16 protein-coding genes and 1 pseudogene are annotated in these 21,617 nt (G+C 51.0%); 11 read left to right on the top strand and 6 right to left on the bottom strand.

Features of this window, described 5'->3' with window-relative positions; translation table 11 throughout:
* Window positions 1-144 precede the first annotated feature (144 nt).
* From J3B89_RS16935 to J3B89_RS16910, 6 genes are all read left to right on the top strand, one after another.
* The gene (locus J3B89_RS16935) at window positions 145-1,059 is read left to right on the top strand and encodes a DUF4238 domain-containing protein (RefSeq protein WP_215398793.1); all 915 of its coding nucleotides are present in this window, start codon (window positions 145-147) and stop codon (window positions 1,057-1,059) included.
* Between the two features lie 607 nt (window positions 1,060-1,666).
* Complete coding sequence (locus tag J3B89_RS16930; protein WP_215398792.1) at window positions 1,667-2,317, top strand: TetR/AcrR family transcriptional regulator; 651 nt, start codon at window positions 1,667-1,669, stop codon at window positions 2,315-2,317.
* Window positions 2,318-2,464: 147 nt separating this feature from the next.
* Window positions 2,465-3,307: an alpha/beta fold hydrolase gene (locus J3B89_RS16925; RefSeq protein ID WP_215398791.1), complete on the top strand. Its 843-nt coding sequence runs from the start codon at window positions 2,465-2,467 to the stop codon at window positions 3,305-3,307.
* Window positions 3,300-5,555: a TonB-dependent receptor gene (locus J3B89_RS16920; RefSeq protein ID WP_215398790.1), complete on the top strand. Its 2,256-nt coding sequence runs from the start codon at window positions 3,300-3,302 to the stop codon at window positions 5,553-5,555. The genes J3B89_RS16925 and J3B89_RS16920 overlap by 8 nt, the downstream gene beginning before the upstream one ends.
* A 34-nt stretch (window positions 5,556-5,589) precedes the next feature.
* Complete coding sequence (locus tag J3B89_RS16915; RefSeq protein ID WP_215398789.1) at window positions 5,590-6,957, top strand: GntP family permease; 1,368 nt, start codon at window positions 5,590-5,592, stop codon at window positions 6,955-6,957.
* A 202-nt stretch (window positions 6,958-7,159) separates the two neighbouring features.
* Window positions 7,160-8,146 carry an LLM class flavin-dependent oxidoreductase gene (locus tag J3B89_RS16910; RefSeq protein WP_215398788.1) on the top strand — a complete coding sequence of 329 codons (987 nt, stop codon included), beginning with the start codon at window positions 7,160-7,162 and terminating at the stop codon, window positions 8,144-8,146.
* 61 nt (window positions 8,147-8,207) lie between these two features.
* Here the strand turns inward: J3B89_RS16910 and J3B89_RS16905 are convergent, their stop codons facing one another.
* The 5 genes from J3B89_RS16905 to J3B89_RS21270 all read right to left on the bottom strand — a co-directional run bounded on the left by J3B89_RS16905 (window position 8,208) and on the right by J3B89_RS21270 (window position 15,307).
* Window positions 8,208-10,325, bottom strand: coding sequence for a TonB-dependent siderophore receptor (locus J3B89_RS16905; RefSeq protein ID WP_215398787.1), 2,118 nt, complete (start codon window positions 10,323-10,325; stop codon window positions 8,208-8,210).
* Window positions 10,326-10,509: 184 nt separating this feature from the next.
* Window positions 10,510-11,466 (bottom strand): glycoside hydrolase family 16 protein, encoded by a 957-nt coding sequence (locus J3B89_RS16900; RefSeq protein WP_215398786.1) that lies wholly within the window; start codon window positions 11,464-11,466, stop codon window positions 10,510-10,512.
* 150 nt (window positions 11,467-11,616) lie between these two features.
* Entirely contained in the window at window positions 11,617-12,444 is an 828-nt protein-coding gene (locus J3B89_RS16895; protein WP_215398785.1) for a kinase, read from the bottom strand.
* Window positions 12,441-13,811: a sigma-54-dependent transcriptional regulator gene (locus J3B89_RS16890; protein ID WP_215398784.1), complete on the bottom strand. Its 1,371-nt coding sequence runs from the start codon at window positions 13,809-13,811 to the stop codon at window positions 12,441-12,443. The genes J3B89_RS16895 and J3B89_RS16890 overlap by 4 nt, the downstream gene beginning before the upstream one ends.
* Window positions 13,808-15,307: a sensor histidine kinase gene (locus J3B89_RS21270; RefSeq protein WP_215398783.1), complete on the bottom strand. Its 1,500-nt coding sequence runs from the start codon at window positions 15,305-15,307 to the stop codon at window positions 13,808-13,810. Before J3B89_RS21270 ends, J3B89_RS16890 begins: the two co-directional genes overlap by 4 nt.
* 155 nt (window positions 15,308-15,462) lie before the next feature.
* Here J3B89_RS21270 and J3B89_RS16880 point away from each other — a divergent pair, with 155 nt between their 5' ends.
* The 5 genes from J3B89_RS16880 (at window position 15,463) to J3B89_RS16860 (ending at window position 20,454) form a co-directional block, all read left to right on the top strand.
* Window positions 15,463-15,858 carry a DUF4168 domain-containing protein gene (locus tag J3B89_RS16880; protein ID WP_215398782.1) on the top strand — a complete coding sequence of 132 codons (396 nt, stop codon included), beginning with the start codon at window positions 15,463-15,465 and terminating at the stop codon, window positions 15,856-15,858.
* Window positions 15,859-15,975: 117 nt separating this feature from the next.
* Window positions 15,976-17,283 carry a short-chain fatty acid transporter gene (locus J3B89_RS16875; RefSeq protein WP_215398781.1) on the top strand — a complete coding sequence of 436 codons (1,308 nt, stop codon included), beginning with the start codon at window positions 15,976-15,978 and terminating at the stop codon, window positions 17,281-17,283.
* A gap of 138 nt (window positions 17,284-17,421) precedes the next feature.
* On the top strand, window positions 17,422-18,570 hold the full coding sequence (locus tag J3B89_RS16870) for a PepSY-associated TM helix domain-containing protein (RefSeq protein ID WP_215398780.1): 1,149 nt from the start codon (window positions 17,422-17,424) through the stop codon (window positions 18,568-18,570).
* Complete coding sequence (locus J3B89_RS16865) at window positions 18,560-19,030, top strand: PA2404 family protein (protein WP_215398779.1); 471 nt, start codon at window positions 18,560-18,562, stop codon at window positions 19,028-19,030. Before J3B89_RS16870 ends, J3B89_RS16865 begins: the two co-directional genes overlap by 11 nt.
* 167 nt (window positions 19,031-19,197) lie before the next feature.
* The gene (locus tag J3B89_RS16860; RefSeq protein ID WP_215398778.1) at window positions 19,198-20,454 is read left to right on the top strand and encodes a T6SS phospholipase effector Tle1-like catalytic domain-containing protein; all 1,257 of its coding nucleotides are present in this window, start codon (window positions 19,198-19,200) and stop codon (window positions 20,452-20,454) included.
* 17 nt (window positions 20,455-20,471) lie between these two features.
* Here the strand turns inward: J3B89_RS16860 and J3B89_RS16855 are convergent.
* Window positions 20,472-21,611 (bottom strand): annotated as a pseudogene (locus J3B89_RS16855) (acetyltransferase domain-containing protein).
* Between the last annotated feature and the right edge of the window lie 6 nt (window positions 21,612-21,617).

Raw genomic sequence — 21,617 nt, 5'->3', positions numbered from 1 at the left:
TAACAATTTCACCTAATAATTGCTGCATGGCTCAGAACGGTCCGCTCCATGTGAAAAGTCTGGTTTGCAATACGATTTATCCAGAAAAAACCGTTAATTTAGATCGTTTAACAAGTGCGAAAGGCACCTAATAAAGTTGAAAATATGAGCGAAAATGAACCTAAGAACCATCACTACATACCGCAACACTTTCTTAAAGCGTGGACCAACGATAAGGGGGAACTAGTTAGATATCGCGTCATACAAGCAACAGGAAAATTTGAAATCAAATCAGTCTCTGTCCGCAAGACAGCGTCACAAGAACATCTCTACAGGATGAATTTCGAAGACGGATCATTCGAAATTGAGTCCACGATAGTTACTCCGCTCGTGGATGAAGAAGGGCATAAAATCATAAATCTCGTCAGGGGCGAATCCTTTTCTGCTCTTGACAATGAAAGTAAACGTAAGCTTGCTATCTATATTACTCAGCTAATAGCGAGACACCCTGACACTATAAAGCTCATGGATATGAGTAGTCGTTTAGAGGAACTTAGAACGCAACTTAAATCAGAAAAAAGCGGTAGTGATGAGTCTGTAGATGACGTAATCAATTATTTCAAGTCATCTGACACCCTCGGTGTGATGCCTCTAGCGTATTTTTTACAGAATGAATCAAATCCTATTCTTGATAAACCATTCTCGGAAAGTCTGATGAAAGCTCATACAAAGGAATACATATTTGAGACTCCCGTTCTTCTGTGTTCAGACTATCCCGCAGCAAACTGGGGAAATTTCGATGACTATATTTTTTGCGTTCTTGCAATAAGTCCGACTAAGGCTATTATCTACTCTAGCCATTCCAATATTGATGTGTTCGATATGGTATCGAGCAACACCCTTATTCGCATGATTAACTTATATTCTATTGCCAAAGCAGACGCTGCTTTTTACATTGATGATACACAAAAATTCTTTGTTGAAAAGCATTTAGGGTGGGCAAAAAAACATTCAGATTTAAACGCACAAAAGGAATATGTAGGAAAGTGTGTTGCCGAATGGGAGTCGTTTCAACAATAATTACAGATGTGTATTGTCTTGAAAGGCTCTCAAAATTGGTGAATGTGCTTGGTTTTATTGTCATGAAAAATCATCAAAAGTGTGAGAGAATGGCATTGTAAAATGTAAAGTCATCGGGCTCTTTTGTGCCTTTTAAGGGTAAATGTAAAGTCGTTTAGAGTTTTAGAGGGTGTCTTTACATTTTAGGTTTAGTTCGACGGGTCAAGGGGGAAGCATACTGATTTCCTTAGATATTTGTCTTTACATTCTAATAAGTGTAATAGTCCCGTTTTGATACCGGCTTTTAAGCGTTGTGTAAAAAGGCTCTGTTTTTGCAGGGCCTTTTTTATTGCAGTTTGTCTAACCCGTGAAAGCGCTGCGACTGACCTCATTGCCGCTATCGGCTTATTGCATCCGATGATCGGTGTGGTGGCCATGATAGCCGGTTCGCTGTCAGTGATTGGCAGGTCACTGTTGTTAAAACGGCAATTTTTATCGACGAAAAAACATCCGGCTGCCGTGGCACAGTAAAGGATCACTGTATAGGGGTGCTTGGTTTTGTCCGCCACTCATGTTTAAATGGACGAATGATTCCGATTAACGGTGTTACACCACCCCTGGCCCTGTTATGACAAGTTCTGCCCTTCCCGGCTTTACACTGCTGACGGCGTTGCCGGAGCCGACCCAACTGCGTAGCCAGCAAGCCCAGCAGCGCTTACTGGATGCCGGCGAACAACTGCTGGCTGACAATGCGTTTGAAGAAGCCAGCGTAACGCAAATTGCCGGACTGGCTTCCTCTTCAGTGGGGACCTTTTATCGTGTGTTGGGAGATAAAGACACCTTATCTTTGTTATTGCTGCAGCGTTTTTTTCAAACTACCGTCAGCCTTATTGAACAGCTGACCGCGCCTGAGCAATGGGTAGCCAGGCCGCTGGCCGATTTTGTGCAAACCCTCACCGCCAATTTAGTTGATGTGTATCAGGGACGGCGCGGCGTGTTACGGGCGCTGATTTTACGCGCTTCGCGTGACAGCGCATTTCGCGACAAGGTACATCAGCTGAACGAATATATTGCTGTACGGATTGTCGCTGTATTCCAGCATCATCAGAGCGAAGTACATCACCCCCAACCACGCAAAGCCATGCAAGCCGCAGTGCATATTGTGCTTGGTGCGCTAAACCAACATACCATTACCGGCAATCTTGGTCACCTCAGCAGCAGCGAAGTGGTAGAAGAGCTCAGCCGCATTCTGCTGGCCTATCTTGATATTCATGATTAACCTTTACTTTATTTAGCACTTTCATAGCTTTAATTAATACACAGCATGGCTTGATTGTTTTTTATACGAAAACAGTTGAAATCGGAATCATTGTTCCATATGCTAAATCGGAATTAGAATACCGATTCCGAAATGCGCGGAGCCAACATGCCTGTATTACAGTATCAAAACCGCAGTGTGCATTATTTACAGCAAGGACAAGGCGAAGCTGTACTGTTGTTACATGGTTTGGGCTCTTGTGCTGAACACTGGTCGGCTCAAATGGCGGAGCTAAGCCAACACTATAACGTGATTGCCGCCGATTTTCGGGGACATGGCCACAGCAGCCCAAGCCGGCAGCCGTTTACCATGCAGCAATTGGCGGCAGATATGCTGGCTTTATTGCAACATCTGAATATTGCCCGCTGTCAGGTTATTGGTTTTTCGCTCGGCGGCATGGTGGCGTTTGAGCTGGCATTGCTGGCCCCGCAGTGCATACAGAGCCTGGTGATCATTAACTCCGGGCCACAATTGGCGGTACAAGGCTGGCGGTTGACACTGCTGTTGTGGTTCCGGCTGGCGGTGATCCGCTTCCTTGGTATGCGCCGGTTGGGGCAGATTATTGGTGCTAAGTTATTTCCGCAGGCTGAGCAACAGCATTTGGTCGCGCAGTTTGCCCGGCAAATGGCCCTGACCGATAAGCGCAGCTACCGTCACACCTTAGGCGCCATCAGCCGTTTTTCCGTGCAGTCACAGTTAGACCGTTTAGTGTTACCGGTACTGGTGATTGCCGCCGATCAGGATTACAGCCCGGTTGCCAGCAAGGCTGCTTTTGTCAGCCTGCTGCCAGATGCCGAATTGATCGTTATTCCAAACTCTCGCCATGCAACACCATTAGACCAGCCCGACGCGTTGAATACACAACTGCTGAGCTTTCTGGCAAAAGTGGTTAAACCCGGCTTGAGTGTAGCCAGCAACACTAAAGTCTCCGGGGGAGATCAACATGCATAAAAAACTCAGATTAACAGTATTAAGTTTAAGTATGGCGGCAATCTGTAGCCCAGCATGGGCGCAACAAGCAGAACCGCTGGTGGCAACGGAACCCGAAATAGAAATTATCATTGTAACGGCCCGCAAAAGAGCCGAAACACTGCAAGATATTCCGCTGGCCGTTACCGCAGTCAATCAAGCGGCTATAGAACGCAATGCTATCAGCACCTTAGCCGATATTCAGGCTCAGGTACCGTCGTTAACCATCTATGCTGCGCGCGGCACCAGCTCCACTGCTACCGCTTATATCCGCGGTGTCGGCCAGTCCGACCCGTTGTGGGGGGTAGAACCCGGCGTGGGTATTTATCTGAACGATGTTTATCTGGCGCGGCCGCAGGCTGCGCTGCTGGATATGCTGGATGTTGAGCGGATCGAAGTATTACGGGGCCCGCAGGGTACACTGTATGGCCGCAACACCATTGGTGGCGCAATTAAATATATCAGCCGTCGTCCGACTAACGATCTCAGTGTGCGCGCCGATGTTGCCGGCGGTAACTATCAGCAGCGTAATGTGCGGTTGGCTGCGTCCGGGCCGCTGCTGGACAACACCTTGTTAGCCAGCCTGGCGCTGGGCAGTTTTGCGCGCGATGGCTTTGGCCGTAATCTGCAAAGCGGGGCTGAGGTTAGCAATAAAGACCTGCTAACCGGCCGGGCCAGCTTGCTCTGGCTGGTTAACGATAGCCTGGATATTGAACTGGCGGCCGATCAGACCCGCGATAAGTCGGCTGTGCGCGGCGCTCAGCGCATGATGGTGAATCAGTTTGAGCCCTACTTCGAAGGCCTGCCGGCTATGCCGGTGAGCACGCACCGCTATGATACTGACAATGGTTTTCAGTTGCCCGGCCGTACCGATAGCAGAGGTGCCTCAGCCACCATTAACTGGGATGGCGGTGCCAACTGGCAGTTAAAATCTATCACTGCCTGGCGCGATGGTGATACTAAAGGCAGTATCGATTTTGATATGGGGCCTTATGCCATTGCGGATGTCGATGCAGATTATTTTGATCGCCAGCTGAGCCAGGAGCTGCAGGTAAATTACCATAGCGACAACTGGCAAGCGGTGTTTGGTGTTTATCTGCTGGATAGTGAAGCCGGTGGCGTGGTACGTAACCGGTTTGGCTTGCCATTTGCAGCCTTGGGTTTAGCTCCGCCACAACTGATCCCCGGCCCCATCTTCCGCCAGTTTGGTGGTAGTTCCGGCCAGGTCGATACCCGGGCGCTGGCGGTTTATGCCGATGGCAGCTGGCAACTTGCTGACAACTGGCGGCTTAGTGCCGGCCTGCGCGCCAGCCGTGAGAAAAAAACCGCCGATGTGCTGAATCAAGGCTATACCGATGACAGCTTTAGCCAACCCAGCGGCGTTGTCAGCTCAGATTTCAACAACAGCGAGTCATGGACCGATTTATCGCCGCGGCTGTCGCTGGATTACAAAGCCAGTGACGACATGCTGCTGTATGGTTCTGTTTCCCGTGGCTTTAAAAGTGGCGGTTTTAATGTCCGGGCCAATACGGTGCAGGTACCGCGTTCGGCAGAAGCCTACGACCCGGAAACGGTATTAACCTATGAACTGGGTATTAAACCCAGCTTTGACAACCGGTTACAGCTGAGTCTGGCGTTGTTTCATAGCGAGTATCGTGATATTCAGCTGAGTATTTTTACCGGCATAGATACCGATGATGACGGTATCAACGATGCATTCTTCGGTGACTTTACTAACGCTGGCAAAGGCCGTATTCGCGGTGCCGAATTTGAGTTCAGCTGGACTGCCGGCAAGGCTTTGCGTTTTTCCGGCAATGCCGCTTATTTAGATGCCAGCTATCAACAGTATTTGTCAGGCGGCGTTAATCTGGCCGATGAGCGTAAATTTACCGATATTCCCAAGCTGGCAGCCAGCCTCAATGCCTGGTACGTCTGGCCGCTTACTGCGGGCGAACTGACCGCTAATCTGGGGTTTAGCTGGCGCGATACCGTGCAGCCTGTCACCAATCAAAGTGATTTATTGCAACAACCGGCTTTTGGCTTGTGGCAGGCCAGTGTGATGTTTGCGCCCGCAGACAGCCGTTGGCGCATCGCGCTGGAAGGTAAAAACCTGGCCGATAAGCACTACCGCACTACCGGCTATGACTTACGTGACAGCGGCTTCCCTATTGTCTCTGCCTATTATGGCGATCCACGCTTAATCACAGTGCGGCTTAGTTATGCGTTCTGAATCATTACCAACAGCCTGACTGGCGGAGAGCCTTATGCCGGGAAATATAGGACTGATAGCCGCTTTGGCATTGCTGATCTGGCTGGCGCTGCGCGGTGCCAATATTCTGTTGGCGGCGTTACTGGCCGCGGTGATAGTAGCTCTAACTAACCAGCTTAGCCTGGCTGCTACCCTGACTGAGTATTTTACCTTTGGCCCGCTGGGTGCCTTTACCTTCGCCGGTAAATTTTTATTGTTGTTTTTAGCCGGCGCCATATTTGGTAAAGCCATGGCAGTCAGTCAGGCGGCCAGCAGCATTGCTCAAGCCATTATCCACTGGCTGGGGGTAAAAAATACCCTGTGGGTTACCATGCTGGTGTGTGCCGTATTAACCTACGGCGGTGTAGTGGTGTTTGTGGTGATCTTTACCATGTATCCGCTGGGGGTGGCGTTAATGCAGGCTGCCAATTTGCCGAAACGGCTGTTCTGTGCCGCTATAGCACTCGGCGCCGGAACTTTTACCATGACGGCGCTGCCGGGCTCGCCGTCGATTCATAATGTGTTGGCGGCCAGCGCATTGGGCACCGACTTATTTGCCGGCGCCACCTTAGGTATTGCTGCCTCGCTATTGATGGCGGGCCTGGGCATGGCATATTTGCAACGGCAATGGCGGCAGGCACAGCAGAATAACGAAGGCTTTGTTGCCTCGGCGCAAGATACGCAAATAGCGCAATTGGCCGCCGCGGCCGGTAATGTCCCGCATTGGCGCAAAGCATTGCTGCCCATCCTGCTGGTATTGGCGCTTATTATGTTACCGCGCATTCTGCTGATGACAGGGTTGTTCGACGCTGGCATTAGCGGCCGTTTATTGCAGTTAAGCCAGCAGCAACCTGTGCTATGGCCCAGCCTGGCGCTGCTACTGGCCACAATGCTTGCGATACTGCTGTTTCCGGTATTAAGACGTAACACTTTGCAGCTGCTTGGCAGCGGTGCCGATGATGCAATACTGCCACTGATCAGTACTGCTGCTGTTATTGGCTTTGGCGGTGTAGTCACTAAAACAGCGGGCTTTGCCAGCTTTTCGCAGTGGATCCTGACACTGGATTTACCGCCGCTGCTATCGCTGTTTGCCTCCGTCAGCGTTGTATCCGGCATTGTTGGTTCGTCATCCGGCGGGCTGCAAATTTTTCTGCAAACCCTGGCACCGCATTATTTACAACCGGGCATAACACCAGAGCTGTTACACCGCGTTGCCACTATTGCTGCAGGTGGCTTCGACTCGCTGCCACACTGCGGTGCGGTTATCGCGATGCTGATGATAATGGGGTTGAACCACAAACAAGCTTATAAAGATATTTTTGTCGTCACGGTGCTGGTACCGGTATTTGCGCTGCTGGTTTGTCTGGCTGTTTTAGCGATGTAAGCTGGAGCGGGCTGCAAATGTGCTGCAAAACAAGGCCAGGTGACCGAACTGCTATGGTTTTATAATCATGAACGGCAAACCGCTTACACCAACCGGTTAGCTACAACACGGCTCTTGAAACAACTGCGGATAACCCCCATTGCTGTTATAGTTTTATACCATTTGGTATGGAATGTTTGATTTCACGCGATGCGGAGCGCACATGATCCCTTTATCCATTTTAGATTTAGCCCCGGTGTCGGCCGGCAGCAGCATTGCCGATAGTTTTGCCGCCAGCAAAGCCCTGGCACAACACGCCGAACAGCTGGGTTACCACCGTTACTGGCTGGCCGAGCACCACAATATGCCGGGCATCGCCAGCGCTGCTACGTCGTTATTAATCAGCCATTTAGCTGCTGCCACCTCGCGTATCCGCTTAGGTGCCGGTGGTATTATGCTGCCAAACCACTCACCGTTGGTAATTGCCGAACAATTCGGCACTTTGGCAACCTTGTACCCTAACCGTATCGACTTAGGCTTAGGCCGCGCGCCTGGCAGTGATCAGGCCACAGCACGGGCTTTACGGCGGCATAAAGTGGAAACTGAAGCGCAGTTCCCGGCCGATATCGCCGAGTTGCAGCAGTATTTTGCTGCCGCCGCGCCAAATCAGGTAGTGCAGGCTGTGCCGGGGCAAGGGCTGCATGTACCGTTATGGATTTTAGGTTCCAGCCTGTATGGCGCCCAATTAGCTGCGCAGCTGGGGTTGCCCTATGCATTTGCTTCGCATTTTGCTCCGGGCATGATGCAGCAGGCAGCAGAGCTGTACCGGCGCGAATTTAAACCTTCGGCGCAACTGGATAAACCTTACCTGATGCTGGCGCTGAATGTATTTGCTGCAGACAGCACAGCAGAAGCCAAACGGTTGTTTAGCTCACTGCAACAGCAGTTTGTTAACCTTGCTCGCGGCACACCCGGCTTATTGCCGGCGTCGGTAGATAGCATAGACACTATCTGGCAGCCGCATGAAAGAGCCTATGTGCAAAGTGCGCTGGCCTGCTCTGTGGTCGGCGATGCTGCTGCGGTGCAACAAGGCATCAAGGATTTTATTGCCAGATATAACCCGGACGAGCTGATGCTTACCAGCATGATGCACGACCCGGCCGCGCGGCAACATAGTTACCGGATAGCGGCAGAGCTTATGACAGAGTAAAGCCGGAGAGCTAATAAAACGGGGCAATCCAGCCCCGTTTTGAAGCGGTTAATGTTTTATTTTAGTAACGCCAGGTTATCGTAGCCTGCCATTGCCTTGGTGCGCCGTAGTAGGCTTGCGTCCAGTACAGGCTTTCATAGTGCTTGCGGTTGGTCAGGTTAGTGGCGTTAAGCGACACTGACAGGTTTTCGTTCAGGTTGTAGCGGACAAACATATCCAGTAAGGCGTAGCTGCCCTGGCGGATGCGGATATCGGCTTCTGGTGTAATGGCGATGCTGTCCTGCCACTGCACACTGGTGCCGACAGATAGGTTAGCAATGGTCTGCGGGTAATAAACGCCAGACAGTTTTACCAGATTACGCGGTACATAGGTGCGTACCTGCTGGCCGTCGTTGCCTTCCACACTTTGCAACCAGGTATAACCCAGGCTGAGGTTAAACTGATCGGTAATGCTGCCGCTAAGTTCCAGTTCAGCGCCTTGTGACTGATAATCAAGGCCGGTGTAGGTATTAACGCCGTTAATCACTTCAACAAATTCGCCGACGTTTTTCAGATCAGCCCGAAACAGCGCGGCGCTGGCAGTAGCACGGTTATTATTCAGCAAAAATTTGACGCCCACTTCGCTGTTGTCACCTTTGGCTACGCCCAGTGCCCGAAACCCGGTATCAACAAAAGATTGCGGCGTAAAAACTTCACTGTAGCTGGCGTACAGTGAAACGGTATCGTTCAGCTGATAAACCCCGCCGACATAGGGCACGGTTTCGCTGGCGTCTGAGCTGCTGTCAACGCCATAGCTGTAGCCACTTTGTTCAACCGACATAGCTCTGGCGCCCAGCAGCACCGATAAGGCATCACTCAGGTGTAACCGTGTAGCCAGGTAAAATGACTGATGAATTTGTTTGTCCAGATGGCCTGTGGTGTAAGGATCGGTATCGTCAAATACGCCTTTGGGTGTGCTGCCATTGGCCCAGTCGGCACCCAGCACCGGGTAACCGGTTTCGTAATCGAAAAATGACTGGCCGAACAGGTCGATATTGGCGTAATTAACCCCGGCCATCAGTTCATGCTTGCGCCCTGCCAGGGTATAGCTGCCACTGAGGTAAATATCAGCAATGCGGTGTTTTTCGTCAAGCTTGTAGGCACTGGCATAGCCATTAAGGCCAAGCTCTGTTGCTTTGTCCGGCGTGCCATAGACATAAAATAGCTCGGCATCCTGCAGCATTTTATTCTGGCTCAGTAAAATATTCAGGCTCCAGTCGTCACTCAGTTGCTGGCGCAACTCGGCAAAGGTTTGAGTAGTTTTATTATCGCGGTAAGCCCAGTCGGTAGCGGTGCTGGTAGAAATAGCATAGTTAGTTGGTGTGCCGTCTGTGTAATACAGCGGCAGAGCACCGGATAAACTGCCATCTGCTTTATTGTTATTGACACTATGGCCCAGTGTCAGCTCAGTGCGATCTGTCAGATCATACTCGCCCACCAGATACAACTGGCTGGTATCGTCTGCTTTGCGGTCCAGGTATGAATCAGCCGTATCTTTGGCGGCTACTATTCTGCCGCGAAAACGCTCACTGAGGCTGCCGGAAAGATCCCCTTCCAGCCGGCGGTGGTTTTCGGAGCCGGCAGCCAGCGTAACATAGCCAAACAACTCCTGCGTCGGGCGTTTACGCAGGTAGTTTACGGTGGCCGATGGATTCGCCAGCCCGGTAACCAACCCGGCAGCGCCTTTGATCACTTCAATCTGTTCAAAAATGGCGGTGTCATAGCTGCCTTGTGATAACCCGGCAGAAAACGGCACACCTATGCCGTCATATTGAAAATTAACCACATCAAAACCGCGGGCGGTATAGTAAACGCGTTCAGTTTCTGCCTTTTCTACTGTGACACCAGGGGTGTAACTGAGTAAATCGTTCACGGAGTAGAGTGCAAAATCTTCTATTTGCGACCGGGACATGACAGTGATGGCCTGCGGTGTTTCATACACCGTAAGATCCAGTTTGGTAGCTGAACGGCTTTCGCCCTGATGGCCATAAACCGCGATAACTTCAACTGCTGCTTCTGCCGCTGAGTTATTTACAGTGCTGTTTCCGGCCAGCGCACAGGTGCTGAACGTAACAAATGAAACGGGTAGTGCAACACGCAGAGCGCGTGCCAGTACAGAAGTTTTAAATTGGCCGGGCATAGAAAATGTTCCTGAAACGTAATGAGTTATTTAGCTGCATTTCAGGCATTTTAAAGTAAGTCTTATTATCTTTAAAGGTTAATAATAATTATTGTTATTCGCATATTGGTATTGCCAGAGAGTATCTCAGCCCGGCGTGCGCGGCAGGCCGGGCTGAGAGGGTATGGCGGCAGCTATGGTTGTATTACAAACCACAAGGTGAAGGTAAGGCCGGGTTAGCTTCGGGTACGGTGTCGACAAAAAACTGCCGGCCGGCTCTTAGCTCTGCTACTTTTGCGTTAACTTCGTCAGTGCTGAGCTGAGTTTGCGGTATGTGCAGTACCCAGTCGATATCCTGCTGATACTGGCGCTGCTCTGCGGAGTCTATCGGGCCAACCGAGCCATCAGCGCCTTTGGGCATAAACCACAGGTTAAAATTAACCGACATTGGTACTTCAGGTGCTACATTGGCGCTATGTTCGCTAATCAGTTGACCATCGACAAAGTAACGCACAGCATCAGCGCTGACGTTCATTACCAGCGTACGCCAGCCGCTGTAGTCACCCTCTACCCGGCTGTATTCATTTACTTTGGTCCAGGGTTCTAACTGAAAGGTTTCCCAGCTGGTGGTCCACATTGCCGGCTGGGTATTTTCACCCCAGCCGCCATTGGGCAGATACTCAAAATCAACCTCGCTGTAGTTGGGATCCAGCGGATACTCCAGTGGGCTAATGGCATAAAATGTCTGGATCACTTCGTCGCCATCCGGCCCGTAAGTTGGTTCATTGCGGAAAAATACTCTGGCAGCATAGGTGCCATATAAGTATTTGCGGGCATGGCAAATTTGCGTATGCCGCGTGCCTTCTCCTGTACCATCGGTAACAGAGCTTAAGCGGGCTATACCAAACTGCGCCAGTTCGGGGGCCGGATGCAGGCTGACGCCGTCAGCTGACCAGACAGCACCGGCAATACCTGGGTGGCCGGTTTCTGTGCGTGCTGTCCAGCCATTAGCAAACAAGGCGTCGGTGTTGTCATAATTAAAATCATCAAACAGCAGGGCTGTAGTGTCGGCGTGCTCTGCTGAGGTTATTTGTGCTGAAGGATTACAACCCTGTAATGCCAGCATAATTGCAGTGGTTACTATTATTTTTGTTTTTGTCATTAGCTGTTCTTCCCCATAGTTTGCTGAAACCCGGCCTGACTTAAAGTAAAAGGTGTTAACCGGGCTGAGCATAAGCGCTCAAAAAACAGACTATCAGTAAATTGACAGCGCTGTCAATTTGGTTTTGGCTGGCAAAAATACTCATGGCTGTTACTGCTTTAGCCGGGGTTGCTGGTGTTTATCCAGGGCAATAATATAACTGGCCTGCTGCGGTAATTGCTGCCAACTGGCTTGGGTTAAACGCTGAAATGGCAACATAAAGCTTGTAAGCTCAGCTTCAGTCATGCCTGTCCCCCGGCGTTGCCACAGCTGTTGCTCTTGCTTCGCGCGCCAGCGGCATACGCAGTCCCAGTCGGGTGCCTGTAGCCAAATCAGTGGTGTCAGTAACTGCCAGTATTCTGCGTAAGGCCCGGCCAGCAGCGTATTAACGTAGCGTCGCCAGCGGCCATCAGTATCTGCTTTGGCTTCCAGTTCATTAACCGGGGTAGCCAGTTCTGCTTCGGTTTGCGCCGGTACGCCCAGGCACCAGCCTTCAACAATCAGAATATCCAGCGTTTGTGCCGGTAAGGCTGCGGCAGGTTCATCCAGAGCCTTATCAAATTGGGGTAATGTTACCGTTACGCCTGCCAGCACGGCTTTGGCATCGGCCAGAGCCTGCGTAATATTATGCGTACCCGGCACACCGCGCTGTGCCAAAAGTGGGTGTACATTTGCTGCCAATTGCCGGCGCTGTGCTTTACTCAGGTAGTAATCGTCCAGCGATACGGCTGCAGCGCTGCAGCCGGTTGCACTAAACATTTGTACCAGCATAGCCGCCAGCGTACTTTTGCCGCTGCCCTGGGCACCGCTGATACCGATAACCAGCGGGCGTGGCAGGTTCTGCAATGTGCTGAAAAGTTGCTGTAGCAGTTGCCGGTAAGCTTGTTCTGCTTCCCGGTTAAGCTGCAGTGGCTGTAACAGTGCATTAAGCTGGCTCATTGTTGCCCTGCCTGTTGTTCTTCCAGCCAGCGGTACAGCGTGCGGCGGGTAATGCCGAGCATTTCTGCTGCTTGCTGCTTGTTGCCATTGGTATATTGCAGTACCTGGCGCATATAGTTGTGCTGTACCTGTTGCAGGCTGGGCCAGCTGGTGTCGCTGGCTTGCTGCTCCACCGCTGATTTGCCCTGGTAGCTGACAATACGCTCGGGTAAGTCGCCGGGGGTTATTTCATGGCTGACAGCGAAGGTATAGGCCCGCTCCAGTGCATTTTGCAGTTCGCGCACGTTACCGGGAAACGGATAACGGTACAGGCAGTCCAGTGCATCGCTGCTGATACTGTGGACATTCGCCGGTTGTTTTTGCTTTAACTGCGCCAGAAAATGCTGCGCCAGCAGCTCCAGGTCGTCGGCACGCTCCCGTAGCGGTGGTATATGCAGCGTAAAGGTTTCCAGGCGGAAGAATAAATCTGCGCGAAACTGGCTGGCTTCAACTAACTGTTCTAAATTTTGATGCGTGGCGGCAATAATGCGTACATCTACTGCGATTTCGTCATCGCCGCCTACCGGGCGCATACGGCCTTCCTGCAATACGCGCAGTAATTTGGCCTGCAGCAGCAGGGGCATTTCAGCTATTTCGTCCAGCAGCAGAGTGCCGCCATCGGCCTGTTTAAACAAGCCGGCCCGGCTGCCTCTGGCACCGGTATAGGCACCTGCTGCATGGCCGAAGAATTCACTTTCCATCAGCTCGGCCGGAATACCGGCACAATTTACGGCAATAAAAGGCTTGGCTGCGCGCTCACTTTGCTGGTGCAGTGCCTGTGCTACCAGTTCTTTACCGCTGCCGCTTTCACCCAGTATTAATACCGCTCCCTGTGCTTTGGCTATGCGCTCAGTTTGCTGATACAAGCGGCGCATAGCCCGGCTTTGGCCAATCATGCCAGCCGGCCCTTGCTGGCTGCTCTGGCGGTATTGTTGCACTTCCTGTTGCAGTGCTTTATGTGCCAGTAAGCGCTCAACACTCAGCAGCAGGTGTTCTAAATCCAGTGGTTTAGTAAGAAAGTCATCGGCACCTTGCTTTAATGCCGCCACGGCCTGACGCACAGTGCCAAAAGCGGTGATGAGCAGCAATGCCGGTGGCTTAGGTTGCTGCCGTAAGCGCTGCAACAATGCCATACCATCAATACCCGGCAGGCGGATATCACTGATGACCAGATCCGGCGTTAAATCTGCCTGTTGTGCCAGTAAGGCTTCTGCACTGTCACAGGCCGCTACCTGATAGCCATGGCTGGTTAGTTCTTCCTGCAGCAGCTCCAGCAGTGCCGGATCGTCTTCCACTACCGCGATACGATAAGGTGAGGCATTTTTCATATGTTGGCCTCCGGTTTGGCTGCTGTTTCTGTCTGTAATGGCAAAGTGATACGCACGCTACAGCCACCTTGTGGCCGGTTCGACAATAACAGTTTGCCCTGATGTTCCAGCACAATTTGCTGCACTATAGCCAGCCCCAGCCCGGTGCCGCGGCCCTGCGCTTTGGTGGATACAAACGGCGATAACAGCTGCTCGGTACTAAATTGCGGTGGTAAGCCGGCGCCATCGTCCAGCACACTGATGGCCAGCTCACCAGCGTTTACTTCAACCTGCACCAGCACACTGCTGGTAGCGGCCTGCACGGCATTGCGCAGTAAATTTACCAGCGCCAGTTCCAGCCGCCCTGCGTCACCATACAGGCTTACTTTAGGGCAAGGTTGTTGCAGCTGCGGCTGTGCATCTTCAGGTTGCAATTCAAAGCTCAGGCTGTGAATGGCTTGCTGTAATAATTCGGCTACCGACAGCAGCTGGCGCTGCGCTACCGGCGTGTAGGCAAATGCCTGTAACTGCCGTACCAGTGTACTTAAGCGCGACACCTGGTTACGCACGGCCTGCAACTGGCGTTCTGTGTCTTCATCATTGTGCTGGCGTAGTACACGTTGTACGCGGCCGTCAATTACCGTTAGCGGGGCGCCCAGCTCATGTGCTACGCCACTAACCAACTGGCCGATAACTGCCATTTTTTCCTGCTCTTTCAGTTGTTGGGTTAGCTGTTGCTGTTGCAATTGTTGCTGGCGTAGCTGTTGTTCAGATTGCTGCATACTGTCGAGCATAGTATTTAAGCCCCGGCTCACTTCCTGTAATTCTGCCGGGCCGGACAGCACCGCCCGGTGCTGTATTTCACCTTGTGCTACCCGGCGCATACTGCCCAGTAATTGCCATAAATAGCGGCCAATGGCCTTGTTATGGCCAAAACGGATAATTAAAAAACTGAGCAGAGCCAGTGCGCCCCAGCTAAGCCAGGCCAGACGGGACAAATGGGTTAATGATTGTTCAAAATCACTGGCGCGGCGGGTAATTTGCAGCAGGCCATGAATGCGGCCACTGCGATCGGTAACCGGCATAAACTGTGAGTACAATTGCCAGCCGGACACCACGCTATAAGATTGCTGTTGTTCACCGGTGCGCACGGCTTCAGAGGCTGCCAGCGATCGGGTTAAGTCGTTGTCGGCCAGCCCGGTCGATGCTACCAGCCTGCCGCTGGTGTTATAAACGGCCGCGCCATAAATTTCATTAATAGCAAACACCGATTCCAGATTCGCCAGTATCGCATTGCCATCGCCGTTCAGCAGGGCGTCGCTAATGGGGGTACGAATGGCGCGGCCAATCAGCTCCAGGTCGCTGCGTAAGCTCTGGCTTACCATGTCGTGGGTAAAACTAAGACCAAAGCGGATGGCCAGGCCCGACAGTAATAACATCGGCAATACCACATAGCAGAACAAACTGTGTTGCAAGCTGCTTTGCGGCCAGCGCAGTATACTGGATAGTTTTGTCACAATGCCTCCTTTGGTGTGTCATAAGTATACACAAGCCTGGTGCTGTAGCCGAATTTTAAACGGCTTGTTGGTTTTATTTGTTTAAAATCAATATCTTGAAAGTTGGCATGTAATTGGCAGTAGCAATGCTGAATTCTTATCAGAGGAGACTCTTTATGCGTAAAACGTATTTAGCCGCTATTCTGGCTGGCCTTACTTTATCTGGTGCCGCGCTGGCACAACAAACCGCCACAGAGACACCTGCTCAGGCTGCAGCAGCGCAGCAACGTACCGTAGATTTGAGCGATGCCAATCTGCTGAAGTTCAGTGTGGCGATGGATTCCATCCAGAAGGTTGGTGCAGAGTATGAAAGTAAGTTTCAGGCAGCCGAAACGCCGGAACAAGCCCAGCAAGTGCAGCAAGAAGCACAGGCTGAAATGGTAAAAGCGGTGGAAGCGGCAGGTTTAACTGCCGATGAATATAACGCCATCGCCCAACAGGCACAGCAGGATGAAGCCCTGCGCAACAAAATTCTCGCTATGGCAAAAAACCCTGCTTCAAACAAGGGCTAAGCCAGGCAGAACCCCTGGGTAAACCTGCCAGCCAGGCCGGAGCTGATCCGACTGGCTGGCAACCTTTCACTTTTCGCGTTAGGCTGCATATACATTCTGTTGATTCAGAGAGTTGCCATGCTAAACGCTGCTGCTAAACCTCTTGTTAAACTGGTTGAACGCTACCTGCCTGACCCTTATATTTTTGTGCTGTTGCTCAGCATAGTAGTATTTGCCGCGGCAATATTATTTGAGCAGCAAAGTCCGCTGGCAGTTTTAGGCTATTGGGGTGACGGCTTCTGGGGCTTGCTCAGTTTTTCTATGCAAATGCTGCTGGTGCTGGTTACCGGTTTTATGCTGGCCAGCACACCGCTGGTAAAAGGCATACTGGATCGCCTGGCGGCACTGGCTAAAACTGCCGGCCAGGCCATTTTGCTGGTAACGGTTATTTCATTGCTGGCCAGTTGGATTAACTGGGGTTTTGGCTTAGTGGTGGGGGCATTGTTTGCCAAAGCACTGGCCAGAAAAGTAAAAGTGGATTATCGCTTGCTGGTAGCCAGTGCTTACTCGGGTTTTGTGGTGTGGCATGGCGGGCTGGCAGGCTCGGTACCGTTAACTATTGCTACGCCAAATCACTTTAGCGAAGCGCAAATAGGCATTATTCCCACCAGCGAAACCATCTTTGCCGGTTTTAACCTGTTATTGGTGGCATTGCTGTTTATTGCCGTGCCGTTGGTAAATTACTTAATGCTGCCCAAAGCCGGTGACAGTGTCTATGTTGACCCAGCTAAACTGCAGGAGCAGGCCGCGCCTGATAGCGGTACTACGCGCCCGGCAGATAGGCTGGAAAACAGCATGCTGTTGGCGCTGCTGGTAGGTTTTGCCGGTATTGCCTATTTAGTGCAGTATTTTGCTAAGGGGGGCGGGCTTAACCTGAATATTGTTAACTTATTGTTTTTGTTTCTTGCCATTGTGCTGCATGGCACACCAAGGCGTTTGTTGCATAGCCTGCAGCAGGCCATTGCCGGCGGTGCCGGTATTGTTATTCAGTTTCCGTTTTACGCCGGTATTATGGCTATTATGGTGCAGTCCGGCCTGGCGCAGAGTATGTCGCAGTGGTTTATTAGTTTTTCCAGCGCTGAATCGCTGGCGTTCTGGAGCTTTATCAGCGCCGGTATTGTGAATATTTTTGTACCCTCCGGTGGCGGCCAATGGGCGGTACAGGCACCGGTAATGCTGCCCGCTGCACTGGAGTTGGGTGCCGATGTTAGCCGCATTGCCATGGCAGTAGCCTGGGGAGATGCCTGGACCAATCTGATCCAGCCATTCTGGGCCTTGCCTGTGCTGGCTATCGCCGGTTTAAAAGCAAAAGATATTATGGGCTTTTGTCTGGTACAACTGGTTATTACCGGCGTTATTATCAGCCTGGTGTTAAGTTTTGCCTAAGCTGGCAGTGCCAGCTCAACTTACTTCTGGTTATAATTTTTATAAATGATAATCGATATCAATCACAATCATGGTTGATAAGCATTCCTATTAACATTAATATATACGGCTTGAAGTAAGGTACGCGGGTGCTAACAGATGGCAAAATTCAGTAATCGTTTCTGGTTTCAATTACATGGCTGGTTTTCACTACCGATATGGCTGATTTTCTGCTTTGTTTGCCTCACCGGCACTATTGCTGTTTTCAGCCATGAACTGACGTGGCTAACCAACCCTGCTTCGCGCGCGACAAATCCGGATAACTTACCGGCCAGGCCGGTAGCCGAACTGGTAGCAACGGTACAGCAAGCCTACCCGACTGCTGATGTTGGCACAGTAATGGTATTTGAACCTTATCTGGTTAATGCAGTAGTTTTTACCGATCACGATAAGCCGTTTGCTATTGCTTATGTAAACCAGTACAGCGGTGAAATTCAGCAGGTAAATGAGGGTATTACTTTTATCGGCTTTATGCGCAGCCTGCATGGCTGGTTATTATTTCCCTGGCCGGGCAGCTACAGCATAGGTTATTACCTGGTGTCGGCAATGGCCATAGTGATGCTGGGGGCACTGATCACCGGCCTGGTGATTTACAAAAATTTCTGGCGCAGTTTTATCCAACCCAAAATCCGTTTTAATCAGGGCAAAAAAACCATACTGACCGATTTACACCGGTTGGCCGGGGTGTGGTCAATCTGGTTTTTAATGCTGATGAGTGCGACCGGCCTGTGGTATTTGGTGCAGGCGGTAATGTGGCATGCCGATATTGATATAGAGCCGCATGCGCCTATTGTTGCCATAGCCGATATGCCGGCTGAGCAGAGTACACCGCCTGTTAGTTTTGCTGATGCGATGCAAATTACCAAACAGCGTTTCCCGGATTTTCGCCCCAGCTACCTGATGCTGCCAGAGCATAACCGCGGCATGTATACGTTGATGGGCGGTGGCGACCATATTTTTTATGATGAGCAGTCTTATAACCTGAGTATTAACCCCTGGACCGGCGAGATTGCTCACGAGAAATCACCGCAATCAATGACGGCATTGCAAACGGTAATGCATATTGCTGATCCATTACACTACGGCACTATTGGCGGCATCTGGACCAAGGCTATCTGGTTTTTGTTCGGTTTGATCTTGTCCGGCATGTCGATCACCGGCTTTATGATTTGGGGCAGCCGCACCGTTAAAGCGGCGCGGGCCAGCCGTAGCAGCGAAGCATTGCAGGAGATTAACCATGGCGCGTAGTAACAGCGTGTGGCAGCGGCACAAATACAAACTGAATGGCCTGGTGCTGGTATTGCCATTCTGGTTTTTATATCAGTCACTTACGCCGGAATTCCCACCTGCCTGGCCAGCACAGCAAGTAGGACAATTTGAAATTGCACCTATGCCACTAAACCTGAAACCACCTTATGCCCATCACGATGAGTATGTAAAAGATTTTATGCTGATGTTCGGCCAGGGCGATGTCAGCGATATTCGCCAGGGTTATGTCAATATTGGCCCGGAGGCACTGCCAATTGAAGAACTACAACAAGGCGATGAAGGCATTTTACACGGCAGCCGGCATGGCCAGCATGTGCATGCGATAGCGCCAAAGCAGTTTAGCGCCACGGATAAACTCTGGCTGACTATTGAAACCTGGCAGGGCGAACAACTGATCAGCAGCTGGGAGTTGCCGCCTGCACTGTTAACCCATAACTGATTCTGCCAAACCTATATTACCCCGGCAGTTAAAGCATGGTAGCGCCGGGGTAGCGTTGTACATTTTCTGTTCATTTTTGACTATACTCTCTGACTCAATCCGGCGCAGTTATCGTGTAGTAAGGTCGCAGTAAGATATGCCGTTTTTCTGAATTAAGGAGAACAGTGATGGCGGCTTCGAAACGGATAATAATTTGTTGTGACGGTACCTGGAATGAGCCCGATGATATTCCAACCAATGTAACCAAACTGGTACGCAGTATTAAGCCCACGGCTAGCGATGGTATACATCAGGTGGTGTTTTATGATGAGGGTGTTGGTACCGGCGGCAGAATAGATAAATTTATAGGCGGTGCCTTTGGTCGCGGGCTGGAAAAAAACGTACTCGATTGTTACCGCTTTTTAGTACACAACTATGAGCTGGGCGATGAAATATATTGCTTTGGTTTTAGCCGCGGCGCTTATACTGCCAGGGCTTTTGTCGGGTTAATACACACCGTTGGCCTGCTGGAAAAAGACCAGCTTGATCAGATGAGACAAGTATACAAATACTATCGCACCCACCCGGAACAGCGGCCACAAACTCAGTATTATGACAACTACCGGCCAGAAATCCGGATGGTAGGCGTGTTTGATACCGTTGGGGCGCTGGGGGCGCCCACGCCACTTCTGGGTAAACTGACCCGCGGCTGGGTGGGCTTTTTTAATACTCATATTTGTGAGCAGGTAAAGCATGCCTATCATGCGCTGGCGTTGGATGAACGGCGGGCGCCGTTTCAGCCTGATTTATGGACCGGCAGCTTAAAAAGTGATCAGTATATGGAGCAATGCTGGTTTGCCGGCGTGCATTCTGATATTGGCGGCGGTTATGAAGAGTGCGGCTTGTCTGATATTCCACTGCAATGGATGCTGATTAAAGCCTGTGCACTGGGGCTGGAATTTAATGACGAATACCTGTTAACCCTGTGCCAGCCCGATTTACATATGCAGGTGCACAACTCTTATTCGTACAGTTACAAATTACTGGAAAAATTGGGCGCGGGTGAATCGGTGCGGCGTATTTATGGCGATCCGGCTAACCCACCTATTAATGTCAGTATTCACGATAGCGTGTATCAGCGCATAGCGAGTGGTAAATACCGGCCACTAAACCCTGATTTTCCAACTGCCGACAAAATGGCCGATCGGCGCAAGCAAATCCGCTATATGGCTACCGATACACCACTGGCACAGCTGACGATAAAAGAGTTTGCCACTCACTGTCAGTTGCTGGATTTTAGCGCGGCTGGCGGTGCACGTATTCAGTACAACGGTGAGCTGAAAAAAGGCGACAGCGTTAGCTTTGCAAGTGAACGCTTTGGTAGCAGTACTGCGCAATGCGTGTGGAAAAAAGGCAACCAGTACGGCCTGCAGTTTGTTGCCTGAGGCCTGAAAGTTGCCTGTTACAAATAACGCAGCCAGGCCTTTTTGCTGCTGTGCTTGTACTGGCTGAACCATTTGGTGGGCCAGTACAGCAATACGGCCAGTACTATACTAATCAGCCAGATCAGGCTTAACTGGTTTACACCAAACAATGCGCCCTGATTAGGGCCAAATACCGCCATACAGAAGCTATATAACGCCAGTAGCACATATAAATGCAGAATGTAGAAGAACATTGGCACCGAGCCAAAGGTTACCAGCACCTGAGCGGCTTTATTGTGCCAACGTTCCATTTGTGCCAGCAGCAAAAACATCGACCCTAATGTCACCAGTAAAAAATGCAGTGACGGTGGATACTTGGTAAAGTTTAATATTGCCATCAGGCATTCTAACGCTGAGGCCTGCAGCTGCCAGGGTAGGGTTTCGCCATAGATATTAAAGCCGCGCAGCAACACCAGCAGCGCTAAACAGGCTGCGCCAAGGCGTAGCAGCCAGCGCCGCCTTGTTGTGGCTGCCATTGTATACAAAGGCCCGGCGACATAACCCAGCAAAATTACACCAATCCATGGCAGTACCGGGTAGCTGGCCCTGATATTTAGCCCGTCGCTTTGCAGCAGGTAGTTGCGGTCATGCAAGATAGTCCACAGGCTGTAACCCCACTCGCCGGGCATAAAGTTAATTGGTGTTAGTGCATTATGGCCAAACACAATTAACAACCCCAGCACCGCCAATACGCGGTACGGCAGTGCCAGCATAGCAGCCAAGGCCAGCATACTTACGCCAATGGCCCAGATTACCTGCAGCCAGATGGTATGGTAACTGCCCATCCATGACACGGTAATAACGGTGATTTCCAGTGCTATTAAAAACAGGCCGCGTTTAAAGAGAAAACCACGGGCAGAGCGCGGTGCTCCTTGCGCCGGATGCGCATATAGTCAGGCCGATAAACCGGTCAAAAATACAAACACCGGTGCACAAAAATGCGCGGCAAGGCGGCTGAAAAACAGCCCTGGATCGGTAACGCTAATGTCCATCGGATCAGATACTTGTACATGATAATAAAAACGCTCACGTACATGATCCAACAGCATGATCAGGATCACCAGGCCGCGCATCATATCAATAGCGTCTATGCGTTTTTTTACTAAAGGCGTTGTCATAATTTT

The organism is Rheinheimera oceanensis, from assembly GCF_018831085.1.
GTDB lineage: Bacteria > Pseudomonadota > Gammaproteobacteria > Enterobacterales > Alteromonadaceae > Alishewanella > Alishewanella oceanensis.
The sequence above is the reverse complement of the archived record's forward strand: the minus strand, read 5'-3'. Positions and strand labels throughout refer to the sequence as shown.

Coding starts and splice junctions, on each gene's coding strand:
- J3B89_RS16895 (WP_215398785.1), bottom strand. CDS start 12,444: ATGAGCCAGCTTAATGCACTGTTACAGCCACTGCAGCTTAACCGGGAA.
- J3B89_RS16920 (WP_215398790.1), top strand. CDS start 3,300: ATGCATAAAAAACTCAGATTAACAGTATTAAGTTTAAGTATGGCGGCA.
- J3B89_RS16865 (WP_215398779.1), top strand. CDS start 18,560: ATGGCGCGTAGTAACAGCGTGTGGCAGCGGCACAAATACAAACTGAAT.
- J3B89_RS16915 (WP_215398789.1), top strand. CDS start 5,590: ATGCCGGGAAATATAGGACTGATAGCCGCTTTGGCATTGCTGATCTGG.
- J3B89_RS16900 (WP_215398786.1), bottom strand. CDS start 11,466: ATGACAAAAACAAAAATAATAGTAACCACTGCAATTATGCTGGCATTA.
- J3B89_RS16930 (WP_215398792.1), top strand. CDS start 1,667: ATGACAAGTTCTGCCCTTCCCGGCTTTACACTGCTGACGGCGTTGCCG.
- J3B89_RS16870 (WP_215398780.1), top strand. CDS start 17,422: ATGGCAAAATTCAGTAATCGTTTCTGGTTTCAATTACATGGCTGGTTT.
- J3B89_RS16925 (WP_215398791.1), top strand. CDS start 2,465: ATGCCTGTATTACAGTATCAAAACCGCAGTGTGCATTATTTACAGCAA.
- J3B89_RS16905 (WP_215398787.1), bottom strand. CDS start 10,325: ATGCCCGGCCAATTTAAAACTTCTGTACTGGCACGCGCTCTGCGTGTT.
- J3B89_RS16860 (WP_215398778.1), top strand. CDS start 19,198: ATGGCGGCTTCGAAACGGATAATAATTTGTTGTGACGGTACCTGGAAT.
- J3B89_RS16890 (WP_215398784.1), bottom strand. CDS start 13,811: ATGAAAAATGCCTCACCTTATCGTATCGCGGTAGTGGAAGACGATCCG.
- J3B89_RS16935 (WP_215398793.1), top strand. CDS start 145: ATGAGCGAAAATGAACCTAAGAACCATCACTACATACCGCAACACTTT.
- J3B89_RS16910 (WP_215398788.1), top strand. CDS start 7,160: ATGATCCCTTTATCCATTTTAGATTTAGCCCCGGTGTCGGCCGGCAGC.
- J3B89_RS16880 (WP_215398782.1), top strand. CDS start 15,463: ATGCGTAAAACGTATTTAGCCGCTATTCTGGCTGGCCTTACTTTATCT.
- J3B89_RS16875 (WP_215398781.1), top strand. CDS start 15,976: ATGCTAAACGCTGCTGCTAAACCTCTTGTTAAACTGGTTGAACGCTAC.